This is a genomic window from Leptospira kirschneri serovar Cynopteri str. 3522 CT (assembly GCF_000243695.2).
Classification (GTDB): Bacteria; Spirochaetota; Leptospiria; order Leptospirales; family Leptospiraceae; genus Leptospira; species Leptospira kirschneri.
On record NZ_AHMN02000004.1, the window covers coordinates 262,067 to 282,648 of the forward strand.

General features: G+C 31.6%; 17 protein-coding genes and 2 pseudogenes. All 19 read left to right on the top strand.

Annotated features, from left to right (window positions below):
• The first annotated feature begins 97 nt into the window (after positions 1–97).
• The 19 genes and pseudogenes from LEP1GSC049_RS222875 (at position 98) to LEP1GSC049_RS02000000224430 (ending at position 20,307) form a co-directional block, all read left to right on the top strand.
• Positions 98–985, top strand: a complete 888-nt coding sequence (locus tag LEP1GSC049_RS222875) for an SDR family oxidoreductase (protein WP_004777131.1) — start codon at positions 98–100, stop codon at positions 983–985.
• Complete coding sequence (pseC, locus tag LEP1GSC049_RS222870; protein ID WP_004754985.1) at positions 982–2,160, top strand: UDP-4-amino-4,6-dideoxy-N-acetyl-beta-L-altrosamine transaminase; 1,179 nt, start codon at positions 982–984, stop codon at positions 2,158–2,160. The genes LEP1GSC049_RS222875 and pseC overlap by 4 nt, the downstream gene beginning before the upstream one ends.
• Before the next feature lie 1,485 nt (positions 2,161–3,645).
• Positions 3,646–4,539, top strand: coding sequence for an aldo/keto reductase (locus tag LEP1GSC049_RS222865; RefSeq protein ID WP_004777134.1), 894 nt, complete (start codon positions 3,646–3,648; stop codon positions 4,537–4,539).
• A 384-nt stretch (positions 4,540–4,923) separates the two neighbouring features.
• Entirely contained in the window at positions 4,924–5,919 is a 996-nt protein-coding gene (locus LEP1GSC049_RS222860) for an N-acetylneuraminate synthase family protein (RefSeq protein WP_004755121.1), read from the top strand.
• Positions 5,920–5,926: 7 nt separating this feature from the next.
• A complete protein-coding gene (locus LEP1GSC049_RS222855) occupies positions 5,927–6,679 on the top strand; it encodes a cytidylyltransferase domain-containing protein (protein ID WP_000440092.1) in 753 nt (250 codons plus the stop codon).
• A gap of 45 nt (positions 6,680–6,724) precedes the next feature.
• Positions 6,725–8,053: a glutamate-1-semialdehyde 2,1-aminomutase gene (locus LEP1GSC049_RS222850; RefSeq protein ID WP_004753708.1), complete on the top strand. Its 1,329-nt coding sequence runs from the start codon at positions 6,725–6,727 to the stop codon at positions 8,051–8,053.
• A 2-nt stretch (positions 8,054–8,055) separates the two neighbouring features.
• Positions 8,056–8,841 (top strand): nitrilase-related carbon-nitrogen hydrolase, encoded by a 786-nt coding sequence (locus tag LEP1GSC049_RS222845; protein WP_004777157.1) that lies wholly within the window; start codon positions 8,056–8,058, stop codon positions 8,839–8,841.
• A gap of 275 nt (positions 8,842–9,116) precedes the next feature.
• Positions 9,117–10,112 carry a UDP-2,4-diacetamido-2,4,6-trideoxy-beta-L-altropyranose hydrolase gene (gene pseG, locus LEP1GSC049_RS222840; protein WP_004754565.1) on the top strand — a complete coding sequence of 332 codons (996 nt, stop codon included), beginning with the start codon at positions 9,117–9,119 and terminating at the stop codon, positions 10,110–10,112.
• Positions 10,105–10,572 carry a GNAT family N-acetyltransferase gene (locus LEP1GSC049_RS222835; RefSeq protein WP_004758378.1) on the top strand — a complete coding sequence of 156 codons (468 nt, stop codon included), beginning with the start codon at positions 10,105–10,107 and terminating at the stop codon, positions 10,570–10,572. The genes pseG and LEP1GSC049_RS222835 overlap by 8 nt, the downstream gene beginning before the upstream one ends.
• A gap of 6 nt (positions 10,573–10,578) precedes the next feature.
• Positions 10,579–11,631 carry a pseudaminic acid synthase gene (gene pseI, locus LEP1GSC049_RS222830; protein WP_004754396.1) on the top strand — a complete coding sequence of 351 codons (1,053 nt, stop codon included), beginning with the start codon at positions 10,579–10,581 and terminating at the stop codon, positions 11,629–11,631.
• 116 nt (positions 11,632–11,747) lie between these two features.
• Entirely contained in the window at positions 11,748–13,574 is a 1,827-nt protein-coding gene (locus tag LEP1GSC049_RS222825; protein WP_004777126.1) for a polysaccharide biosynthesis PFTS motif protein, read from the top strand.
• Complete coding sequence (locus tag LEP1GSC049_RS222820; protein WP_004753843.1) at positions 13,574–14,299, top strand: methyltransferase domain-containing protein; 726 nt, start codon at positions 13,574–13,576, stop codon at positions 14,297–14,299. Before LEP1GSC049_RS222825 ends, LEP1GSC049_RS222820 begins: the two co-directional genes overlap by 1 nt.
• Complete coding sequence (locus tag LEP1GSC049_RS222815) at positions 14,296–15,393, top strand: putative sugar O-methyltransferase (protein ID WP_016560457.1); 1,098 nt, start codon at positions 14,296–14,298, stop codon at positions 15,391–15,393. Before LEP1GSC049_RS222820 ends, LEP1GSC049_RS222815 begins: the two co-directional genes overlap by 4 nt.
• Before the next feature lie 67 nt (positions 15,394–15,460).
• Positions 15,461–16,339, top strand: coding sequence for a 3-deoxy-8-phosphooctulonate synthase (kdsA, locus tag LEP1GSC049_RS222810; RefSeq protein WP_004754697.1), 879 nt, complete (start codon positions 15,461–15,463; stop codon positions 16,337–16,339).
• Positions 16,323–16,742: a CBS domain-containing protein gene (locus tag LEP1GSC049_RS222805; RefSeq protein WP_004755403.1), complete on the top strand. Its 420-nt coding sequence runs from the start codon at positions 16,323–16,325 to the stop codon at positions 16,740–16,742. Before kdsA ends, LEP1GSC049_RS222805 begins: the two co-directional genes overlap by 17 nt.
• 1 nt (position 16,743) lies before the next feature.
• Positions 16,744–17,674 (top strand): annotated as a pseudogene (locus LEP1GSC049_RS2000000225495) (sugar O-methyltransferase).
• Entirely contained in the window at positions 17,671–18,456 is a 786-nt protein-coding gene (locus LEP1GSC049_RS222800; RefSeq protein WP_004755081.1) for an HpcH/HpaI aldolase family protein, read from the top strand. Before LEP1GSC049_RS2000000225495 ends, LEP1GSC049_RS222800 begins: the two are co-directional and overlap by 4 nt.
• Positions 18,456–19,250: an SDR family oxidoreductase gene (locus LEP1GSC049_RS222795; protein ID WP_016560493.1), complete on the top strand. Its 795-nt coding sequence runs from the start codon at positions 18,456–18,458 to the stop codon at positions 19,248–19,250. The genes LEP1GSC049_RS222800 and LEP1GSC049_RS222795 overlap by 1 nt, the downstream gene beginning before the upstream one ends.
• Before the next feature lie 471 nt (positions 19,251–19,721).
• Positions 19,722–20,307 (top strand): annotated as a pseudogene (locus tag LEP1GSC049_RS02000000224430) (acyltransferase).
• The last annotated feature ends 275 nt before the right edge of the window (positions 20,308–20,582 follow it).

Sequence of the window (20,582 nt, forward strand, 5' to 3'; positions counted from 1 at the left end):
AATTAATTTTCTTTGATTCTCAAAAATTGTTTTTACGAAAAGCTTTAAAGAATAAGAAAAAGTTACGTTTTAGTAGCTTATTTTTTAAAATAAGAATTTGGATTTAAATACAATTTTAATTACTGGCGCAAGTGGTTTGCTAGGCCATCATCTTTCAAGATTTTTTCTAAAGAATGGAAATAAAGTTATAGCTTTAAGAAAAGCTCATTCTTTGGGAATAGTCGGATTAGATGAAATTGAAATCGATCTTTTAGATTTCGATACGGTTAAGAATTTATTAACTAAGATTCGACCCAATTATATCATTCATTGTGCTGGACTTACGAATGTGGACGATTGCGAGAAAAATGAGTCTCTTGCAAAAAAAATTCATATAGATGTTAGCCATGTAATAGCTCAAACAGCATCACAGATAAATTCAAAGATGGTCCATATTTCAACAGATCATCTTTGGGATGGAACAATGCAGATGGTTACTGAAGATGTCCCAGTCTGTCCTGTGAATATATATGGAAAAACAAAAGCTGAATCAGAGCGTGCAGTGTTAGCTGTAAATTCGGAAGCGTTAATCCTCAGGACGAATTTTTTTGGACCTGGTTTACAATGGAGACAATCGTTATCAGATTGGATTATCAATTCACTTAATAGAAATGAAAAAATTAATGCATTTTATGATGTATTTTTCACTCCAATCTCCATATATCATTTGGCGAGAGTGATTTTATTATTTATACAAAAAAAAACGAAAGGAATTTATCATACAGTAGGGAGTGAAAGAATTTCAAAATATGACTTTGCAATATCAATAGCAAAGTCATTTAATAAATCAACTGAACTTATTCGTCCCATTTCGATTCAAGATATTCAATTAAATGCGCTTAGACCACTAGATATGAGTCTTTCGACTGATAAAGTTGTCGGTTTTTTAAATGTATCAATGCCTACTATTCAAGCAGGGATTGATAGTCTGAGTAAATCTATATGACATTAATTCCTTACGGGAAACAAGAAATTACACAAGCAGATATAGATCTTGTAAATGAAGTTCTACGTTCTGATTTTTTAACTCAAGGACCAATGGTCCCAAGGTTTGAATCGCTAGTCGCCAAAAAATGTAAAGCTAAATTTGCAGTGGCGGTGAATAGCGCCACATCAGCTTTACATATTGCCTGTATCGCATTAAATGTTGGGCCGGGTGATATCGTTTGGACGAGTCCTATTACGTTTGTCGCATCTGCAAATTGTGCATTATATTGTGGTGCATCTGTTGATTTTGTTGATATAGATCCGAAAACTTACAATATAAGCGTAGATCGTTTATCAGAGAAATTGGAACTTGCTGAAAAAATCGGTAAACTACCCAAAGTATTAATTCCTGTTCACCTTGCCGGACAATCTTGCCCAATGGATAAAATCTATATTTTATCAAAAAAATATGGATTTAAAATTATTGAAGATGCTTCCCATGCTATTGGCGGAACATATAAAAATGAGCCCATTGGAAATTGCAAATATAGTGATATAACGGTGTTTAGTTTTCATCCGGTTAAAATTATTACTACCGGAGAAGGTGGAATGGCTTTGACAAATGATACTGAACTTTATTCAAAAATGTACAGGCTAAGGAGTCATGGAATTACGAGAGACTTTTCGGAAATGACCCATTCCCCTGATGGTCCATGGTATTATCAGCAATTAGAATTAGGATACAATTATAGAATGACTGATATACAAGCGGGATTAGGTGTAAGTCAAATGTCACGACTTGATGAATTTATTAGAAAAAGGCATACAATAGCTGAGAAATATAATGCTTTATTAAGCGATAAGCCCGTAGTTACACCTTGGCAAAATCCTGAAAGTTATTCAGGATTTCATCTGTACATTATTCGCTTAAAATTAAAGGAATTTAATCTAAGCCATAAGCAAGTCTTTGAACAGTTTCGTAGTGCTGGAATCCTAGTAAATTTACATTATATCCCGGTTTATAGGCAACCTTATTATGAAAAAATGGGTTATAATAGATCGGATTTTCCGGAATCGGAGCAATATTATTCAGAAGCAATCAGCATACCTATGTATCCAAGTTTGACGGAAGAACAACAACAAGAAGTTGTACATAGACTAATCACTCCAATTGGGCATCAGACATTATTTTAGTGATTAATTCGAGGAAGTTACCCACTTAAAATCATAAATGTGAGTAAGTTTCTAAGTAATGGGAATAATGCATAAATAGAACTATTATGAATGAAAGGGTTATAAGGGGATAGCCTCTGTTCAGCGAAGAAGAAAATAGACTTAGATGGAAAAGGAGCAGATAGTAAAGGAATCGAGAATGAAGAGAACTTGGTTCCTGAATCAGAGTATAAAAAGCTCGAACAGCGAATTAAAAATTTAGAGTACTTTCTTGGAAGAAAGACAGAATAGAACGAGATTCTCAAAGAAGCGATCATCCTTGTTCGTAAAAAAACTGATCTCGCAAAAATCATTGGAAAGAAATCGAAGGCTTCAATGACAAGGAATCGCTTCCGCATTAGGTGTTTCTCGATCAATTTTTTACTATAAAAATTGCCTTCGCCGAACAAAACGTTTGACTAGCGAATTCAAAACATATCTTGCAAACGACTAAAGACATTTGCTATGATAGAACCTTACGGGTATCTAAGAATTACGGCGATCGTTAGATCAACCAAAGTAAGAACGAATCTATTGAATCATGAAGGAACAAAATCTACTTTTACAAAGGAATGTTCCGAGATTGAAACAGACTCATGAAGGGAAAAGTATCACATTAAAAAGTAGAACCTATTTCAAAAATCAACATTCTGATGAGTATTATCTCAGAGCCTCAAAACAAATCACCTGAACCCCAATAAAATGTGGTAGGTTCCCATTATATCGCTTTATAAACGAACGGGTTTCTCAATTAAGTTTTTTACATTTCAATTGTTAGTTCCCATATCTTTGAACAAACTAAAAGATCTCGCTTAGTATTTAAAGCCGCCGCTCTAAAATCACCAAACTATTTTGAGATAACTTCTAATACAAAATGGTATTCTAATATTTTAGGGATACGTTATTGGATGGTAGACTTATTTGGTTGGCTTTTGTCATGGACTGCCATGATAGAGAAATTATAAGTTATATTTCCTCAACCATTGATATTGATGGCCAGATAATTAGAAATACGCTTTTGAAGTAAAGATTTGATGATTCCAAATTTCCTTTGACTCAGTTTTTATCTGACAACGATTCTTAATATATAAATGCTTTTGCCATTATGACTTTTGTTGAAGCTCTGAGATTTGAAGTTTGTCGTACTCCTGCTTATTCTCTAGAGAGTAACGGAATAGGTGAAAAATGCATTCAAAAAAGATTATGTTTATGTGAATCACTTAAATAATGCTGAAGAGATTATGTTGAAAATATACAATTAGATTGATGACTATAATTTATCTCCACCTCATAAAAGATTGCAAATAATGTCCCCGAAAGAATTTATCCAAAAACTTATATTGGTTGTATGATTTTTGGGTAACTTCAGTGAGGATCTCTATAAATAGATCTTTTATTTAGTGAGTCATATTAAACTATTAGTTTCCATACAATAATCTAATTTTAAGATTATTGTCTTTTGATTTTATGAAAACTTTTTTAACTAAAAAACAAAAAGTAGAAAAGTTAAGCTTGGGGACCGCCCAATTTGGTTTTAATTATGGAATCGCAAATAAGAAAGGGAAGATTACTTTTGAAGAAGCAGAAGAAATCCTATCTTTTGCTAGAATTTCAGGAATCAAATATCTAGATACGGCTATCTTGTATGGAGAGAGCGAAAAGGTTCTGGGTGAAATAGGTGTTAACGATTTAAAAATTTGTACTAAGCTTCCTTCAGTTTCAACAAATAAAGCTGGTGATATAGAAAAATGGGTGGACGATTCAATATCAAGATCTATTAAGCTTTTAAAAATTAGTAATCTTGAAAGTTTACTTTTGCATCGTCCGAGAGAATTGTTAGGTGAAAATGGAGAAAGATTATATAAAGCATTAATTCGACTAAAAGAGTCAGGTTTAATACAAAAAATCGGTATTTCGATTTATGATCCTCTTGAGTTGGAGGATTTGATTAAAAATTTTAACTTTGATATAGTCCAAGCTCCTATGAATGTATTTGATCGGCGTTTGATAAATTCAGGATGGTTAGATAAATTAGATAAATGTGGAATTGAAATTCATATCCGTTCTGTTTTTTTGCAAGGGCTTCTTTTAATGAAAAAAGAAGAACTGCCTTATAAATTTAAAAAATGGGAAGATCTCTGGATAAAATGGCATACTTGGTTAAATGAAACCAATCAATCAGCTTTGCAGGTTTGTTTGGGTTATTTGGTTCAGATTCAGCCTATTAGTAAGATAATTGTTGGTGTAGATAATCTTAAACATCTTAAAGAAATTGTAATAGCAATAAAACAGGAAATAATAAAACTTCCAGACGAATTGTTTTCAAATGATGAAAATCTAATAGATCCATCAAAGTGGTAACGGTTTTAATTAAAGGTCTGTCTAAAACTTTAAAAGAAATAGTCTTTTGGACCATTTGGGAAGGAAGTCAATGTAGATGGCATTATTTCTCTTTTGTTAATTTACGGGTTTTAAAAAGACTCCCATTATTCAACCTTTTACATAAATTCTTATATTTTAAAAGATGTTTTAGATTTTACTGATTTAAGTTTAAAAATCTGTTTATAAAATAACTTAAATATTTTATAATAATTTAAAATATCTTTAGTGAAAAAAATCATTCTGTAAAAATTGATTTTTCAGGGAAAAAAATAAAATCCAATGTAAAAACTGGCACTTTAAGTTTTTTCGTGCGTATCAAACTAAATTCGCGTTAAAATAAGTTTTAAATATTTTAAGGATCCAATGAGTCTACAAATTATCGCAGAAGTTGCACAAGGGTTCGAAGGCAAAATCGATCAATCTCGTTTATTAATTAAAGCAGCGGCGACGGCCGGCGCAGATGCAGTAAAATTTCAATTGGTCTTTGCAGATGAATTAGCAACTCCTGATTATAAATATTATGATTTATTTCATTCTTTAGAAATGAGTGAAGAAACATGGCTTGGACTTTCAAATTATGCAAAAAATTTGGGAATTGAACTTTTTTTAGATATATTCGGTGAGAGGAGTCTTAGGTTATGCGAAAAAATGAATGTATCAACTATAAAGTTGCATGGCACAGATATTACCAACATAGGTTTGCTTGAACTTGTCTCGAAATCTACGGTTCCTAATATTCTACTAGGAGCTGGAGGAGCTTATCTGTCGGAAATTAGAAAAGCTTTATCTATACTATTTCAAAAAAGAGTGGTAGTGCTCCTAGGTTATCAAGGTTATCCTACACCAGATAGTTGTAACCAAATTGACAGAATAAGAATATTGAAAGATGTATTTTCGTTCGCAAATGTGTCAATTGGATTTGCAGATCATGCTGATCCATTTTCCGGACAAAAAAATACTATTCCAGCGGCTGCATTAGGGGCAGGAGCTATTGTAATCGAAAAGCATCTGACTTTGGGGAAAACGATGAAATTAGAAGATCATGAATCTGCTTTAAATCCAGATGAATTTCTTTATTTTGTAAAAACAATCAGAGCTTGTTCGGAAGCGATGGGAAAAGCACTTGAAGTAGATGATTTCGGGATGAGTGAATCTGAAAAAGAATATAGAAAGATGATAAGAAGGCATGTAGTTAGTAAAGTAGATTTAAAAAAAGGTGAAAAAATTGATTCCGATAAATTAGTGCTAAAAAGAAGTAAGATTGAAAACTATATTGATGATCTTGAATTCGTGTATCAAAAGATTGCGAAAAGAGATATCCGAGCAAATACTCCTATTACTAAAGAAGATATAACTTAAAGAGAATATGGAAAGAAAACTTGTTGCTGCTATTGCATGTCGAAATCAAGGTTCTCGTTTATACGCAAAACCAATTCAAAATTTAAATGTCCAAAATGGTATTCGAATTATAGATAATATTATCTCTTGCTTACGTACTTTGAAAAGCATAGACGAAATTGTATTAGGTATTTCTGAAGGTTTAGAAAATGAAATTTTCAAACGGATTGCAAATGAAAAGAATATTCGATTTATTACTGGTGATGAGAATGATGTCCTATCACGCCTGATTCAGGCAGGTGAGATCGTTGGTGCGACTGACATTTTTCGTATTACGAGCGAATCTCCCTTCCTCTTTTTTGAAAAAGTAGAAGAAGCTTGGGAAATACATAAATTGGAAAATTCGGATGCTACTTTTATGGACGGTATTATTGATGGATGTGGATTTGAAATTATTTCTTTACAAGCTTTAAGAGTTTCTCATGAAAAAGGAGAATCAAAGCATAGATCTGAACTTTGTACACTTTATATTAGAGAAAATCATTCTAAATTTAAAATTACCAAATTAAACCCACCTAAAGAATTAGTTAGAACTGATCTTAGATTAACCGTAGATAATCCAGAGGATTTATCACTCTGCAGAACTATTTATAGTCATTTTCAAGAATTAGTCCCACGAATACCTATCTCAGAAATTGTTAAATTTTTAGATACAAATCCGAAATTAAAAGAACTTGTATATCAGTTTACTGAAATTGGTTATTCTACTATGTATTTGTAGAAGTTGTCGAAATATAGAAGAGAGTATTTCATAAAAAATTCTGTAATGAATAAGATAACTACATTCAAAAAATCTCGTGAATTTTCTACAGAAATTCATAAATTAATTCCAGGTGGAAGTCATACCTATTCAAAGGGTGATGATCAATTTCCATTGAATGCTCCTAGCGTAATTGTTCGTGGTAAAGGAGCTCATGTATGGGATTTAGATGATAATGAATACATTGATTGTAGTATGGGATTAACATCGGTTTCAATAGGACATGGGTTTGAACCAGTGGCTCAAGCTGTAGCAGACGCAGCTTTTTTGGGAACGAATTTTCAGCGCCCTGCATTAATTGAACTAGAGGCAGCCAAATTATTTTTAGAAACAGTTCAATCAGGGGATATGGTGAAATTTGCTAAAAATGGTTCAACAGTTACAACAGCAGCTGTTAAATTATCTCGGGCGTTTACTGGCAAGAACCGAGTTGCGATTGCTAAAGAACATAACTTTTTTAGTTATGATGATTGGTTTATAGTAACAACTCCTTGCGATAAAGGTATTCCTTCTAAAGTTGCTGAAATGACTGCTTTATTTAGTTATAATAGTTTTGAATCTGTTGAGGCCTTATTCGCTGATAAGAATCATGATATTGCGTGCTTGATTATGGAGCCGATGAAATTTGATTTACCGGAGAATAATTTTCTACATAAAGTTGCAGCTTTATGCAAGGAAAAAGGTGTAATTTTTATTTTGGATGAAATGATCTCAGGATTTAAATGGGGTCTAACAGGTGCTCACAATTATTTCGGGGTAAAGGCAGATTTAGTTACATGGGGTAAAGGAATTGCAAATGGATTTTCTGCATGTGCACTAACAGGACGTGCAGAGATTATGGAATTAGGTGGAATAAAAAAGGAAGGCGAAGATAAGCTTTTTCTAATATCTACTACTCATGGCGCCGAAACAACTGGTCTTGCTGCTATGATTGCTACAATAAAGGCATTCAAAGAAAATAATATGATTGAAAATAATTGGAAAAGAGGAGAAGTCCTTAGGAAAAGTTTAGAATTAATTATTAAGAATCATCAGTTGGAACTTTATCTTGAACTTATGGGACTTCCTTGTCTATTTATTTTAGGATGTAAAAATTCATCTGGTTTTCCAGATAATCATTTTCGCACTTTATTTTTACAAGAGATGATTGCAAGAGGAGTTTTATTCCAAGGAATGTTTTATCCTACATGGTCACATCAACAAGCAGAAATTGATCATATTATTCAGGCTTTTGATGAATCTTGTAGCATTTACTTACAAGCTATAAAATCAGGATCTACGGATAATTTTTTAATCGGTCCTCCTATAAAACCAGTATTTCGAAAGAAAATTTAAAAATGAAAATTGCTTTAGTATCTTTAAATATCAAATGGGAAGATAAAGCATATAACTTAGAGCATTGTAAGAATTTAATATGCGAAGTTGTTAGATATGGTGTTGACTTAGTTATATTTCCTGAAATGACTCTAACAGGGTTTTCGATGAATACAGAAGTGATTGCGGAAGATCCTGGCGATTCTCCTTCTATTGATACATTCCAGAAACTTGCGAAAGAGAATTGTGTAGCAATCGTATTTGGTCTGGTTTTAAAAAAAGAAAATAAGGCGCTTAATACATTAGTTTTTATATCTAAAGATGGAATAGAAAGAATACGTTATGATAAAGTTCATCCTTTCTCTTTTGCAACAGAAAATAAGTATTTTGAGGGTGGAAGAAATTTATCAAAATTAACATTGTCAAATTTGACTTTTGGTTTTACTATCTGTTACGATCTGCGTTTTCCAGAGCTTTATTCTGCTCTTGCAAAAGATTGTGATGTTTTAGTGAACATTGCCAATTGGCCAGAATATAGAAAATCTCATTGGAGAATTTTATCGCAAGCGAGAGCTATTGAAAACCAGACTTATTTCATTGGTGTAAATCGTACTGGTATAGATGGCAATGATATAGAGTATGAAAAAAGTTCAATTGTAGTTGATGCAAATGGAGAGTTTATTTTTCCAGAAATTACCTCAAGTGAGATTGATATTTTCGAAATTAAAAAGGAACTATTGCTCAGTTTTAGGAATAAGTTTTTGACAAGACAAGATCGTATTCCTGAATTTTATAAAACAATTATTTAATTAATTACTTGTGTCTCAAAACCTTGGAATATATTATTTTGAATTTTAATAAAAATTGGTAATTTTCATATTATGATTTGTTTACAGATTTTTAGGAAAATTTTTGTTATAAACTATTTCAAAGAAATGATTTGGAATATTTCAAAATAATATTTGAAAGATATAATATACTATTTTTGTAATGATCTTGTGTAAGTTTTTGTAAATTCTTTTGCACTCGATAAGATCTTGAGATAGATTCTAAAACTTTTAAACTACGAATTTAAATCCTAATTTTGAAAGATAAAGTTTTTATTTTTACAGAATGTCTAACCTTTACAGGTCTTGGTCACTTAAGTCGATGTATTGCACTTGCAGAAATTCTTCAAGAATCTAAACGTAACGTGGAAATCGTTCTACATACGGATGGAACCGGGCTGGGAGGGCAAATAAATGTTCCAATTCGAGTTTTAGATTGGAAGAATCTGGAAATGCTTTTCTATTTTTTAAATCAAGAAAATCCTCAAATTGTTTTTGTAGATTCTTATCTGGCAGATATTCAGATTTATGAGACAATTAACAAAAAAACCCAGAAACTAATTTGTATAGACGATACGAATCGAATACCTTATCCAGAAAAATCTATAATTCTTAACCCAGGTCTTGGGGGACAATGCATAAATTATGATGGGACTAAAAATACGGTTCTAACCGGAATTGAATATGTCCTACTTAGAAAGCCTTACCGTGAAAACTTTATATTTCCTAATGTTCGTGAAAAAGTAGAGTCAATCTTGGTCACTCTCGGAGGGAGTGACCAGTTAAATCTAGTCCCGAAAATTTTAGAAGTTTTGATTAAAATAAAACCTGAATGGAAAAAAGAAATAGTTGTAGGTTCTTCTTTTCAGAATATTAAAGAAATCAAAAGTATAACGGATAGAAATACAAAGTTGCATTTGCGAGTGAGTGCAAGTGAAATGCGTGATTTGATGCTTTCTGTAGATTTAGCAGTAACAGCTGGAGGTCAAACCACTTATGAGTTGGCAAAGTGTGCAGTTCCTATGATAATAATTGAAACAGCTGAAAATCAAAAATTAAATGTTCAAACATGGTATAAATATTGCGGAATTCCAATTATTCTTTTTGAAAAGATAACTTCAAAAGGAGCGCTTGCATATCTATCGGAGTTAATTGAGAAAAATCAAGATAGAAAGATTCGAGAAGATTTAAATAAGAAATTAAAATCATTTTTCAAAAACTCATTGTTAAATGGAATCTTCAATAATGTCTGACAAAGAATTTACACTTAGAAAAGTGAAAATTGAAGATTTGGAAATTCTTTTTGATTGGGCAAATGATCCACTTGTAAGAACAAATTCGTTTTCAACTAAGTCGATAACGATTAATGAACATAAGACTTGGTTTCAGGAAAAACTTTTAACTTGTCCATTCTGGTATATTTTTGAATTCAATTCTCAACCTCTTGGAGTAATTAGATTTGATGAGGTCAATTCGAGCGAAATCCTTTTACTCAATTACTCACTAAAGTCTGAAGTTCGTGGAAAAGGTTTCGGAAGGAAAATTATCGAAATGGGTATGTATGAAATTAAAAAGTCCATTCAAAAACCTACTAAAGTGCTTGGTGTCGTTAAGAACGAAAATGTTGCATCAAGAAAAACGTTTTTAGCCTTGGGTTTTCAAGAAGCTATCAATGATCAAATTTCATATTCGTATGAAATTATTTTAAAATAAGTAATTATGAACGAAATAATCATCGGAAATCAAAAAATTGGAAATAATTTTAAACCCTACATCATTGCAGAAATGTCGGGAAACCACAATCAATCCTTAGAGAGAGCGTTGGAAATAGTAGATGCCGCTGCAGATGCAGGCGCACATGCAATTAAATTGCAAACTTATACGGCGGATACAATTACAATTGATAAAAAAGAAGGTGAGTTTTTTATATCAGATCCAAAAAGTTTGTGGAAAGGGGAATCTTTATACGATCTTTATAAAAAAGCATATACACCATGGGAATGGCATGAATCAATTTTTAAACGTGCCAAAGAAAAGGGAATTCTATGCTTTAGTTCTCCCTTTGATTTTACTGCAGTTGATTTTTTGGAATCTTTAAATGCCCCTGCTTATAAAATTGCTTCTTTTGAAAATATAGATCTTCCTTTGATCCGAAAAGTGGCTAATACTGGTAAGCCCATTATAATTTCCACTGGTATGGCAAACATTCAAGAAATTGCTGAAGCTGTGGATACGGTTCTAGCGACTGGAAATAATCAGTTGATTTTACTTAAATGTACTAGTACTTACCCGGCTACTCCTGATAACACTAATATCTTGACAATTCCTCATATGAGAGAACTTTTTCAGTGTGAGATTGGTTTATCGGATCATACTTTAGGAATTGGGGTTGCAGTTGCCAGTGTTGCGTTAGGCGCGACTGTGATTGAAAAGCATTTTACTCTAAATAGAGAAGAAGGTGGAGTTGATTCCGTATTTTCAATGGAACCAGATGAATTGAAATCACTTGTTGTTGAAACTGAGCGAGCATGGCAGTCTTTGGGCAAAGTTACTTATGGTCCTACAGAAAAAGAAAAAGCATCAATGATATTTAGAAGATCATTGTATGTTGTAGAAGATATGAATGTGGGCGATAAGATTACGGAACGAAATGTGAAAAGTATCCGACCAGGATACGGATTGCCACCGAAGTATTTGGATATAGTGGTTGGGAAGCGAGTATCTCAGAATGTCTTCAGAGGGACTCCAGTAAGTTGGAACTTGATAGAGTAACTTTTCTCAAATTAATAAAAATTCTGTTCTTCTTTATAGGCATTTATATAAAAACGGATAGCAGAAATTTATTAGACCAGAATCTGAATTAAGAGTCGAAAGTTAGTAAAGTAATTATGATTATTTTTTACCGAGTTAGTTTTGTAAATTTATTTTTAGTTTTACCTTTATCTTTCTTCTTTAAAATACAAATTGTGCGATTCTCAAATAAATGGATTAAGATGTACTGTCCATTTATAAAATTACTAGATTGGGGAGAGTATTATGACGAAGATTCAATTGAAACATTAAGAAATGAAGCAGCTGACTTTTACATGAATCATTTTCAAAAAAGATCTACAAAAGTCTTAAACTTGCTTTCGACAGATTTTCGTCCGAAGATGGACCAAGTTAATTGTCTATATTTTGAAGTACAATTTGTTTTATTTCATTTATCAAAAAAATTGCAAGATATTTGGTTTGTTGAAAATGTACATTCTAAGATTCTATTTAATTCTTTTCCTGAGGCACAAGAATTTATCATTAAACGAAGTTTTAGAATTTTAAATATTCTTAATATTTCTCTTGAATCAATTGAGTTGTACATAGTTAACTTGCTTAAAGTTTGTTCGATTTTAATGAATTTAATGATTCGATTTTTTCATGTACCACTTAAACATCAATTTAAGATCATTAATGATTCGATTAATCCAAATGAGCTAAATTTTGATTCGAATGATCGGAGTTTTCTATGGCTCATAAAACTTTACCCAAATTTAAAAGAAAGCATGTTGTTTATTTTACCTCATTTGACCGAACAACAACGAGTTTTTGTTAAACAATTTGGAATAAATTATATCAATCATAATTCTGATCTTTCCATTTTCCTCTCTAGATTTGATCGATTTCTATTGATTTGGAAATATGTGTTGAAATTTTTGTTGGACCTTAGTTTAATCTTTCGAAATTTGGAATTTGTTTTTATCAATTCAATTACCTCAGACCTGATTATTTGGGATCGCTTTATTCAGAAGCAAAATATCATATCGTATTTGACATCTATAAGTTCTATAGGTTCTGAGAAACCGTTAGTAGTTCTATTGAATAGTAAGAATGTTAAAACGATTATTTACGCTTATAGTGCGAACTCCTTTAATTACACTAAAAAGATGATCCATAAAGATTCATATGCTTATTTTTGTGAAATCATTTGTTCAGAATTTGTAGTTTGGCATGAAGAATTTAAACAATTTCTTTTATACCATAAATATAAGGGACAAGTGTATATATCAGGTCCCTTAATGCCGGGTTTAGAGCCGGAGGACAGTAATAAAAACCTACGAGAGAAGCATCTTCCTAAAAATATCCAGCGAAAATTTATAATTACAATATTTGATATTCCTCCTCTTAATTTAAAATCGAATACTCTCCTTTCATTTCCTTGGCCTGATTATAATACTGAGGAAAATTTATTCATTTTCTTAAGTGATTGTATACGATTACTTGAATTTTATGAAGAACTTGTTATGCTCTATAAACCAAAGCGAAATTTAAATATAAATAAATTTCAAGCAACTGAAAGAATAACGAAACTTTTGGAGTTTACTTTGAAATCAGGTCGTTTAATAACTTTTGATGATAAGATAAATCCTTGGTTTCCCATAGAGATTTGTGATTTGGCAATAGGTATGCCTTTCACTTCGCCGGTATTGATTGCTATGAATAAAGGAAAACATTTTATTTTTCATGATGCGGCCAATAAAGCTGTTTATCACCGTTATTTAAAATTGAATGACCATATAACTCATTCATTCGATCAACTAAAGGGAAAAATTTCAAAAATATTATTAAAGAAAGATAAAAATATATTTGATAGAAATAATGGTTTTTACGAATCAAAGCGTTCTAATCACACAGCTAAATTAGTGGAGATTTTAACAACCTCAACGAGGAGGAGCAATTAATGGCAGATAAGAGTGAATTCGTCGGAGATGGTATTTTAGCGAAGAATGCTTCTTGGACTTTTGGAGAAGGGGTCGCTAGAAACTTTTCATCCCATGTAAGACGTTCTGTACCATTCTATATGGAGGGGCACGATTTAATTTGCGGGATAAGTGATTTTTTTGTAAAGAACGATTCTGTTTGTTATGAATTGGGTACTTCTGTTGGAGAGCTAATTGCAAAACTTTCTTCTCATCATAGTAATAAAAAGAGTGTAGAATGGGTGGGAGTCGATATTGAGGAAGAAATGATTCAGAAAGCCAAGGAAAATAACTCTCATTTGAGCAATGTAAGTTTTGTTACTGATAATATTAAGACTTACCCATATAAAAAAGCAGATTTATTCATTTCTTATTATACGTTGCAATTTGTTCACCCTAAAGAACGTCAGGAAATTTTTGATACAATTTATAAATCCTTAAATTGGGGGGGGGCTTTATTGCTTTTTGAAAAAGTTAGGGCTTCGGATGCTCGTTTTCAAGATATGATGACCTCTCTTTACAACGATTATAAATTGGAGCAAGGCTTTTCAACAGATGAAGTTATTAGTAAAGCCAGAAGTTTAAAAGGGGTTTTAGAACCTTTCTCTACACAAGGAAATATAGACTTGATGAAAAGGGCAGGATTTGTAGATATTATGACTGTAATGAAATATATATGTTTTGAAGGTTTTTTAGCAATAAAATGACAATTCTTTTTAAAAGCAACATCAGTTATATGGATAAAAAAATTCAAGATTTAGCAAGGGATTTTATTGATAATTCAGATTATTTTTCACAGGAAACTATAGCTGATTTGGATATTAAACATAAAGATATCGTATCTTCCCATTACCAAAATTTCAATTTAAGTGCAAATTTTAATGAAAAAAATTTTAGAAACTGGAATAAACAAAGTGATTTGCCTGTTCCAATTCAATTATCTTTACGTAATTTATTATCGAAAAAAATTTTTTTCAATTTAGCTCGGTATATTTACGAAAATACAATTGATTTATATCAAACTAAGTTTCGAAAACAAGGTTTGATTGATGATTTACAAATAATAAAATCAATTGGAGCAGAGGGGATTCTCAAAGAAAACCCAGTTGATAAAACTCCTGGTGGCACGATTGCTTATTTAAAAGAAGGTTTCAGTTTTAATAGTCGTTGGCTTAGATATGTTTATTTGACTAAGAGAATTCTTAGTTTATTTGAAACAAATTCAAATTTTACTTGGTTAGATATTGGTTGTTATTATGGCGGTTTACAGGGTTTAGTAAAAAAATATAGACCGAATACAAAAATATTCTTAGTTGATTTTAATCATCAACTTTGTAGAAGTTATATTTATTTGAAATTATTATATTCGAATGCAAAACATATTCTTCCTAACCAAATAAGTTCTAATTTTAATCTTGATTTAGTACATGATGGATCCATAGTATATATACCAATTGAAAAATATTCTTTGATTAAAGATAAAAAATTTAATCTATCTACCAATTTTTTTTCTTTTGGAGAGATGAACACAGAAACTTTTTTGAATTATTTTAATTCGATTCCTTTTCAAAAGTCAGATTTAGTATTTTTAGTGAATCGTTTTGTTAGCGGTCCTTTTTTCAATCCTACCTATCCTAATAAGACTAATTTTTTTCATTATATAAACGAGGATCGAGAAATTAAGTATTTCGATATCTTTCCAATTCATTTTTCTCACATTAATGAAGGTAAATTATTTGAAACATTGGGACTTCGGCCAATTAGTTCACAATACTTTGAGATATTAACAAAACTTAGATAGCAAAGCTGTAGCTGTTTTCATTTTGATTCTAAAAAAATCTATTAAATAAAAAAAATCTAAAACTTATATGAAACCAAAAATCATCGAAATCGGATACGGAAAGGTATCCAAAGTAAAAATCGGCGAAACTTTACCACTTGTTTTTATTGGTGGTCCTTGTGCGATTGAATCCAAAGAACATACGTTTATGATGGCTAAAAGGATTCAAGAAATCTGCGATCGAGTTAAAATTCCTTGGATCTTAAAAGCTTGTTACGACAAAGATTGTCGTTCTGCTCCAGATAGTTTTCATGGTCTGGGATTAGATGATGGTTTGAAGATTCTTTCTGACGTTCGAGACGAATTCGGAATTCCTGTAACTTCGGATTTTTCCGATGCTTCTTGGGGCGCTGCTACTGGAGAAGTTTGTGATTTAGTCCAAGTTCCAGCTTATCTTTGTCGTCAAACATCGATTTTGCGAGCTGCGGCTCTCACAAAACGACCAGTTCATCTTAAGAAAGGACAATTTATGAGTCCTTGGAATATGAAGAATTCGGTCCGGAAAATTGAAGCAAATGGAAATCATCAAATTTTACTTACAGATCGTGGAACTTTTTTTGGATACAATATGTTGGTAAACGATTTTAAATGTTTTCCGATTATGGCTGAAACTGGTTATCCGGTATGTTTTGACGCTACACATTCCATTCAATTACCTACTTCGATGGGTAATATATCTGGAGGTCAAAGAGAATACATTCCCCATTTAGTGAGAGGAGCTGCTGCGGTTGGAATTAATGCTTTGTTTATGGAAGTTCATAACGATCCTCCAAATGCAAAATCGGACGCTAACACAGTGTTAGACATTCAATATCTTGAAAGAATTCTTTCTCAAGCAAAGTATATGCACGAGCAAAGATTGGAACTTTTAGAAAAATGGGGAGAAGATAATGTCCACAGAAATTAATCGTAACAAATTAGTTCGAGAAGTGATGTTGAGGCCAGATTCCTTTCCAGTATTAAAGGAAACAACGATTCTAAAAGAAGCACTGGAAACAATGGGTAAATTCAATTTAGGAATTGCTTGTATTGTGGATGATGATTCTAAATTACTTGGTCTTGTGACAGATGGAGATATTCGAAGAAAATTATTGAAAGTTCAGAAACCGTTTTCAGCTCTTTTTGTGGATGATGCTTTAGAACATTCTATAAAATCACCAATATGTATTAGCCCTGACGCTAAACTAATTGATGGTGTAAATTTAATGGGTGCAAAACATGTATGGGATTTGCCAGTTGTGGATTCAAATCATAGATTGATCGGATTATTACATTTACATCCTGCTATTAGCTCTATTTTAGGGGAATAAAGTGATATTTTTAGAAAATGAATCTAAAAAAATACTCATAAATAATCTGAAAAATGATGAAAATGTAACTTCTTCTCATTGGAAAAAATATCATAGAGATTTCAAAGTTAATTCTGATGGATCGATTCAAGGAGTAATTGGATTTGGTGGTTTTGAAAAAAAACTTTGATTCGATCTTTTCTTCATAAAAATTTTCAGAAACGTTTCAGAAAATTAGCCATTGAATATAATAATGAATTTAGAATTCTCGATTCAGTAATGAATAAAATCACTGATTTACAGAATAGAGCTTACGATTTAGATGCATTAAGGCAGACGTTAACATTATGCTTTTTAAAAAACAAATTGAAGAATTATGAAAACTTTAATATAACAATAGTGATTGGGGATGGATTTGCATGTATGTCATCACTTTTACTTGCAAGTAAATTTGTAAAAAAAGTTATCTTAATAAATCTATCAAAAACTTTATTAGTTGATATTGAATATTTTTCGAAAATTTCAAATTATTATGGTTTTAAATACTGTTTGGTGAATGAAGAAAAGGATTTAATTGATGCATTGAATAGCGAATTTAATTTGATTACGATTCAAGCTTCAAACCAAAGTTTTTTAAAACTCATTCCTACTGACTTGATTATTAATATTGCATCTATGCAGGAGATGAATAATGAAGTAATTCATCAATATTTTGAAGATATGAGAGAAATTTCCAAAAAGAAAGATGTATATTTTTATTGTTGTAACAGAGAGGAAAAGAAATTACCAGATGGAACCGTAGTATCGTTTAAAAAATATCCTTGGAAGGAGTATGATGAAGTTCTAATAGATGATTTATGCCCTTGGCATCAAGAATATTATGCCTTTAAGCCTCCCTTTTATAGAAGATATGATGGCCGGTCAGGCATAGATTAGTAAAATTAAATATATGAATCATAGAAAAGAAATTAAAAACAAATTTAAAAATAGAAAAAGGCTTTTTGGTGGATGGATATCTTATGCTCATCCTTCTATTACAGAGACGTTTGCAAAAGCAGGATTTGATTTTATCGCAATTGATATGGAGCACGCTACAATTTCTCTCGAACAGGCTCAGAGAATTATCGCTGCGAGTCAATCAGAAGGTAGTTTATGTTTGCCTCGTCCTGTTTCTCATTCCAATGATTGGACAAAACCTCTATTGGATTCGGGAGCAGATGGAATGTTGTATCCAATGGTGAATACTAAAGAAGAAGTTCGAAACTTAATCGATTTAAATAAATATCCGTCTATGGGCAAAAGAAGTTTTGGAGTGAATCGAGCCCAAGGTTATGGATTTATTTTTGATGAATATGTTCGAGAATGGAATTCTTCGTCGATTTTAATTCTCCAAATTGAATCGATCCAAGCTGTGGAAAACATAGAATCTTTATTATCTTTTGATGAAGTAGATGGAGTGATGATTGGGCCCTATGATATGTCTGGTTCTTTGGGAGTTCCAGGGCAGACAACACATCCTTCCGTTTTAGAAGCTTCTAAAAAAGTCATTCTTGCCTGCGAAAAATTTGGAAAAAGTTGCGGCTCGCAAATTGCTGACGTTACACAAGATGGATTAAAAAAACATTTTGATCAAGGTTATACTTATTCCATTTTAGGATCGGATTTATTTGTACTTTGGAAATGGGCGGAATCTATGAAAACGATGATGGATTCTTTTAAGAAATTGGGTGTGTAATGGAAAGATTAGAGAGTAATTATATAACAAAATTTTTTAACTTAGAGAATAAAGTCGCTGCAGTAATCGGTGGCGGTGGATATCTTTGTAGTGAAATGGCGAAGGGGTTTGCCAGAGCGGGTTGTAAAGTTGCAGTAATTGATTTGCGAAAAGAAAAAGCGGGTCGAGTGGCGGATGAAATTAAATTAGAAGGATATTCTCGACCTTTATCTCTTGCATTAGACGTTTCTAAAAAAGAAGAACATAAAGCTTGTTTGAAAGAGATTTTATCGGAGTTCGGTGATATAGACATCTTGATTAATGGCGCGGGTATTAATGGAACCAGTCCTTTTTTTGAAATATCTTTAGAGGAATGGAATTCGGTTTTGGATTCTCAAATAACTGGAACCTTTTTAGGGTGTCAGGTGTTCGGGGAGTATATGGTTGGTAAAGGTAAAGGTTCGATCATTAATATTTCTTCCGCTTCGGCAGGGCCGCCATTATCAAAAGTATTTACTTATTCTGTAGCCAAGGCGGGAATTAAAAATTTGACTCAAAATTTAGGAAGAGAATGGGGAATGAAAGGTGTAAGAGTCAATGCAATTCGACCAGGATTTTTTCCTACTGAGTGGAATCGAAAAAACGTTATTACTCCTGAGAGAGAAAAATCCATTTTGACTCATACGGCAATGGGAAGATTTGGTGAACCGAACGAACTATTAGGTGCTATCCTTTGGCTTGCTTCAGATGCTTCTAGATTTGTTACTGGTGCAGAAATTGCTGTGGATGGTGGCTTTTCTTGTATGACGATATAATTTTAAAGAGATGTTATTTTAATGTATAAATTATAAACATGTTGTTTGGGTTTAAAGTAGTAGTTAGAATAATATCCTATCGGTTTTAATTTTTATCAAAGTTAAAAAATTATTCAAATAAAAATAATTTTTATAGAAGTAACTTTGTTAAGCGTTGATTCTATAATTTTAAAAAAATATAAAACAGTTTCAAAGCAAATAAAATCAGATATTTCGCTTCAGAGAAAACTTTAAATCATATCAAGTATTTTCTATACTAAAAAGTAAAAATAAGCTGGAGTATTCTACTCTAAAATTATCAATCAAATGTCATTGTCAATATCGCAGTATATTTTCTAAAAGTTTGATTACTGATCTCTATAAAATTGTATATCTTAAATTTTTATCACAAAATACTGTCTCAATCCAAAATATTAGGTACTTTATTATATAACCCTGAGCGATACAGTAATTAAAGAGTATTTATGTTTTATGAAATTAATTGTTGAAGAGTTATTATCTTATCTTAATGGAATTATTAGTTGGATTCCTGGTAGATTAGGGAGTAAGCTTCGATATTTTTATTTTTCCAAAAGACTTAAAAAAATCGGAGATAATGTTCATTTTCATCATGGTGTTGAAATCGATTGTTTTGAAAATATTTCTATAGGTGAAAATTTGTGGGGTAGGTGCATTTGCATTTTTTTCGGCTTTTGGCGGTGAAATAAGAATCGGAAATGAAGTGTTTTTGAATCGAAATGTTCATATTAATGCGTCGATTGGTGGAATCATTGATATCGGTGATAGATGTTTAATTGGACCGAATGTGGTTTTTCGAACTGCGAATCATAATTTCGATTCAATTGAATTGCCGATTCAAAAACAAGGACATAAAATAGACAATATTATTTTAGAAACAGATGTCTGGGTTGCTTCTAATGTGGTTTTAGTGGGAGGAATTCGTATTGGTAAGGGTTCGGTTATAGCCGCAGGTTCTGTAGTGACCAAAGATATCCCATCATACTCAGTTGTTGGAGGGGTGCCTGCAAAGATCATCAAGAAAAGAAATGAAAAATAATTTTATAACATTATGTAATACATTATTGATTATGAATATTCTAAAAGCAACATATAGGTTTAGTAACAAGAAATTGATGCAAAGGTTCGTAAACTAACTGAACTGATATGTTGTATTTTATTGAGTTTTGTGAAATTTACCGATTGTTTTTGGGCAATTTATTTTAAAGAAACTTACTATAAAAAGCTAAAAATAGTGATCCTAAAATTAAATTTAAGAATAAAATCGATGTTGGCAGTAATATGATTAAATTAAAAATTTAATTTGTATAGATT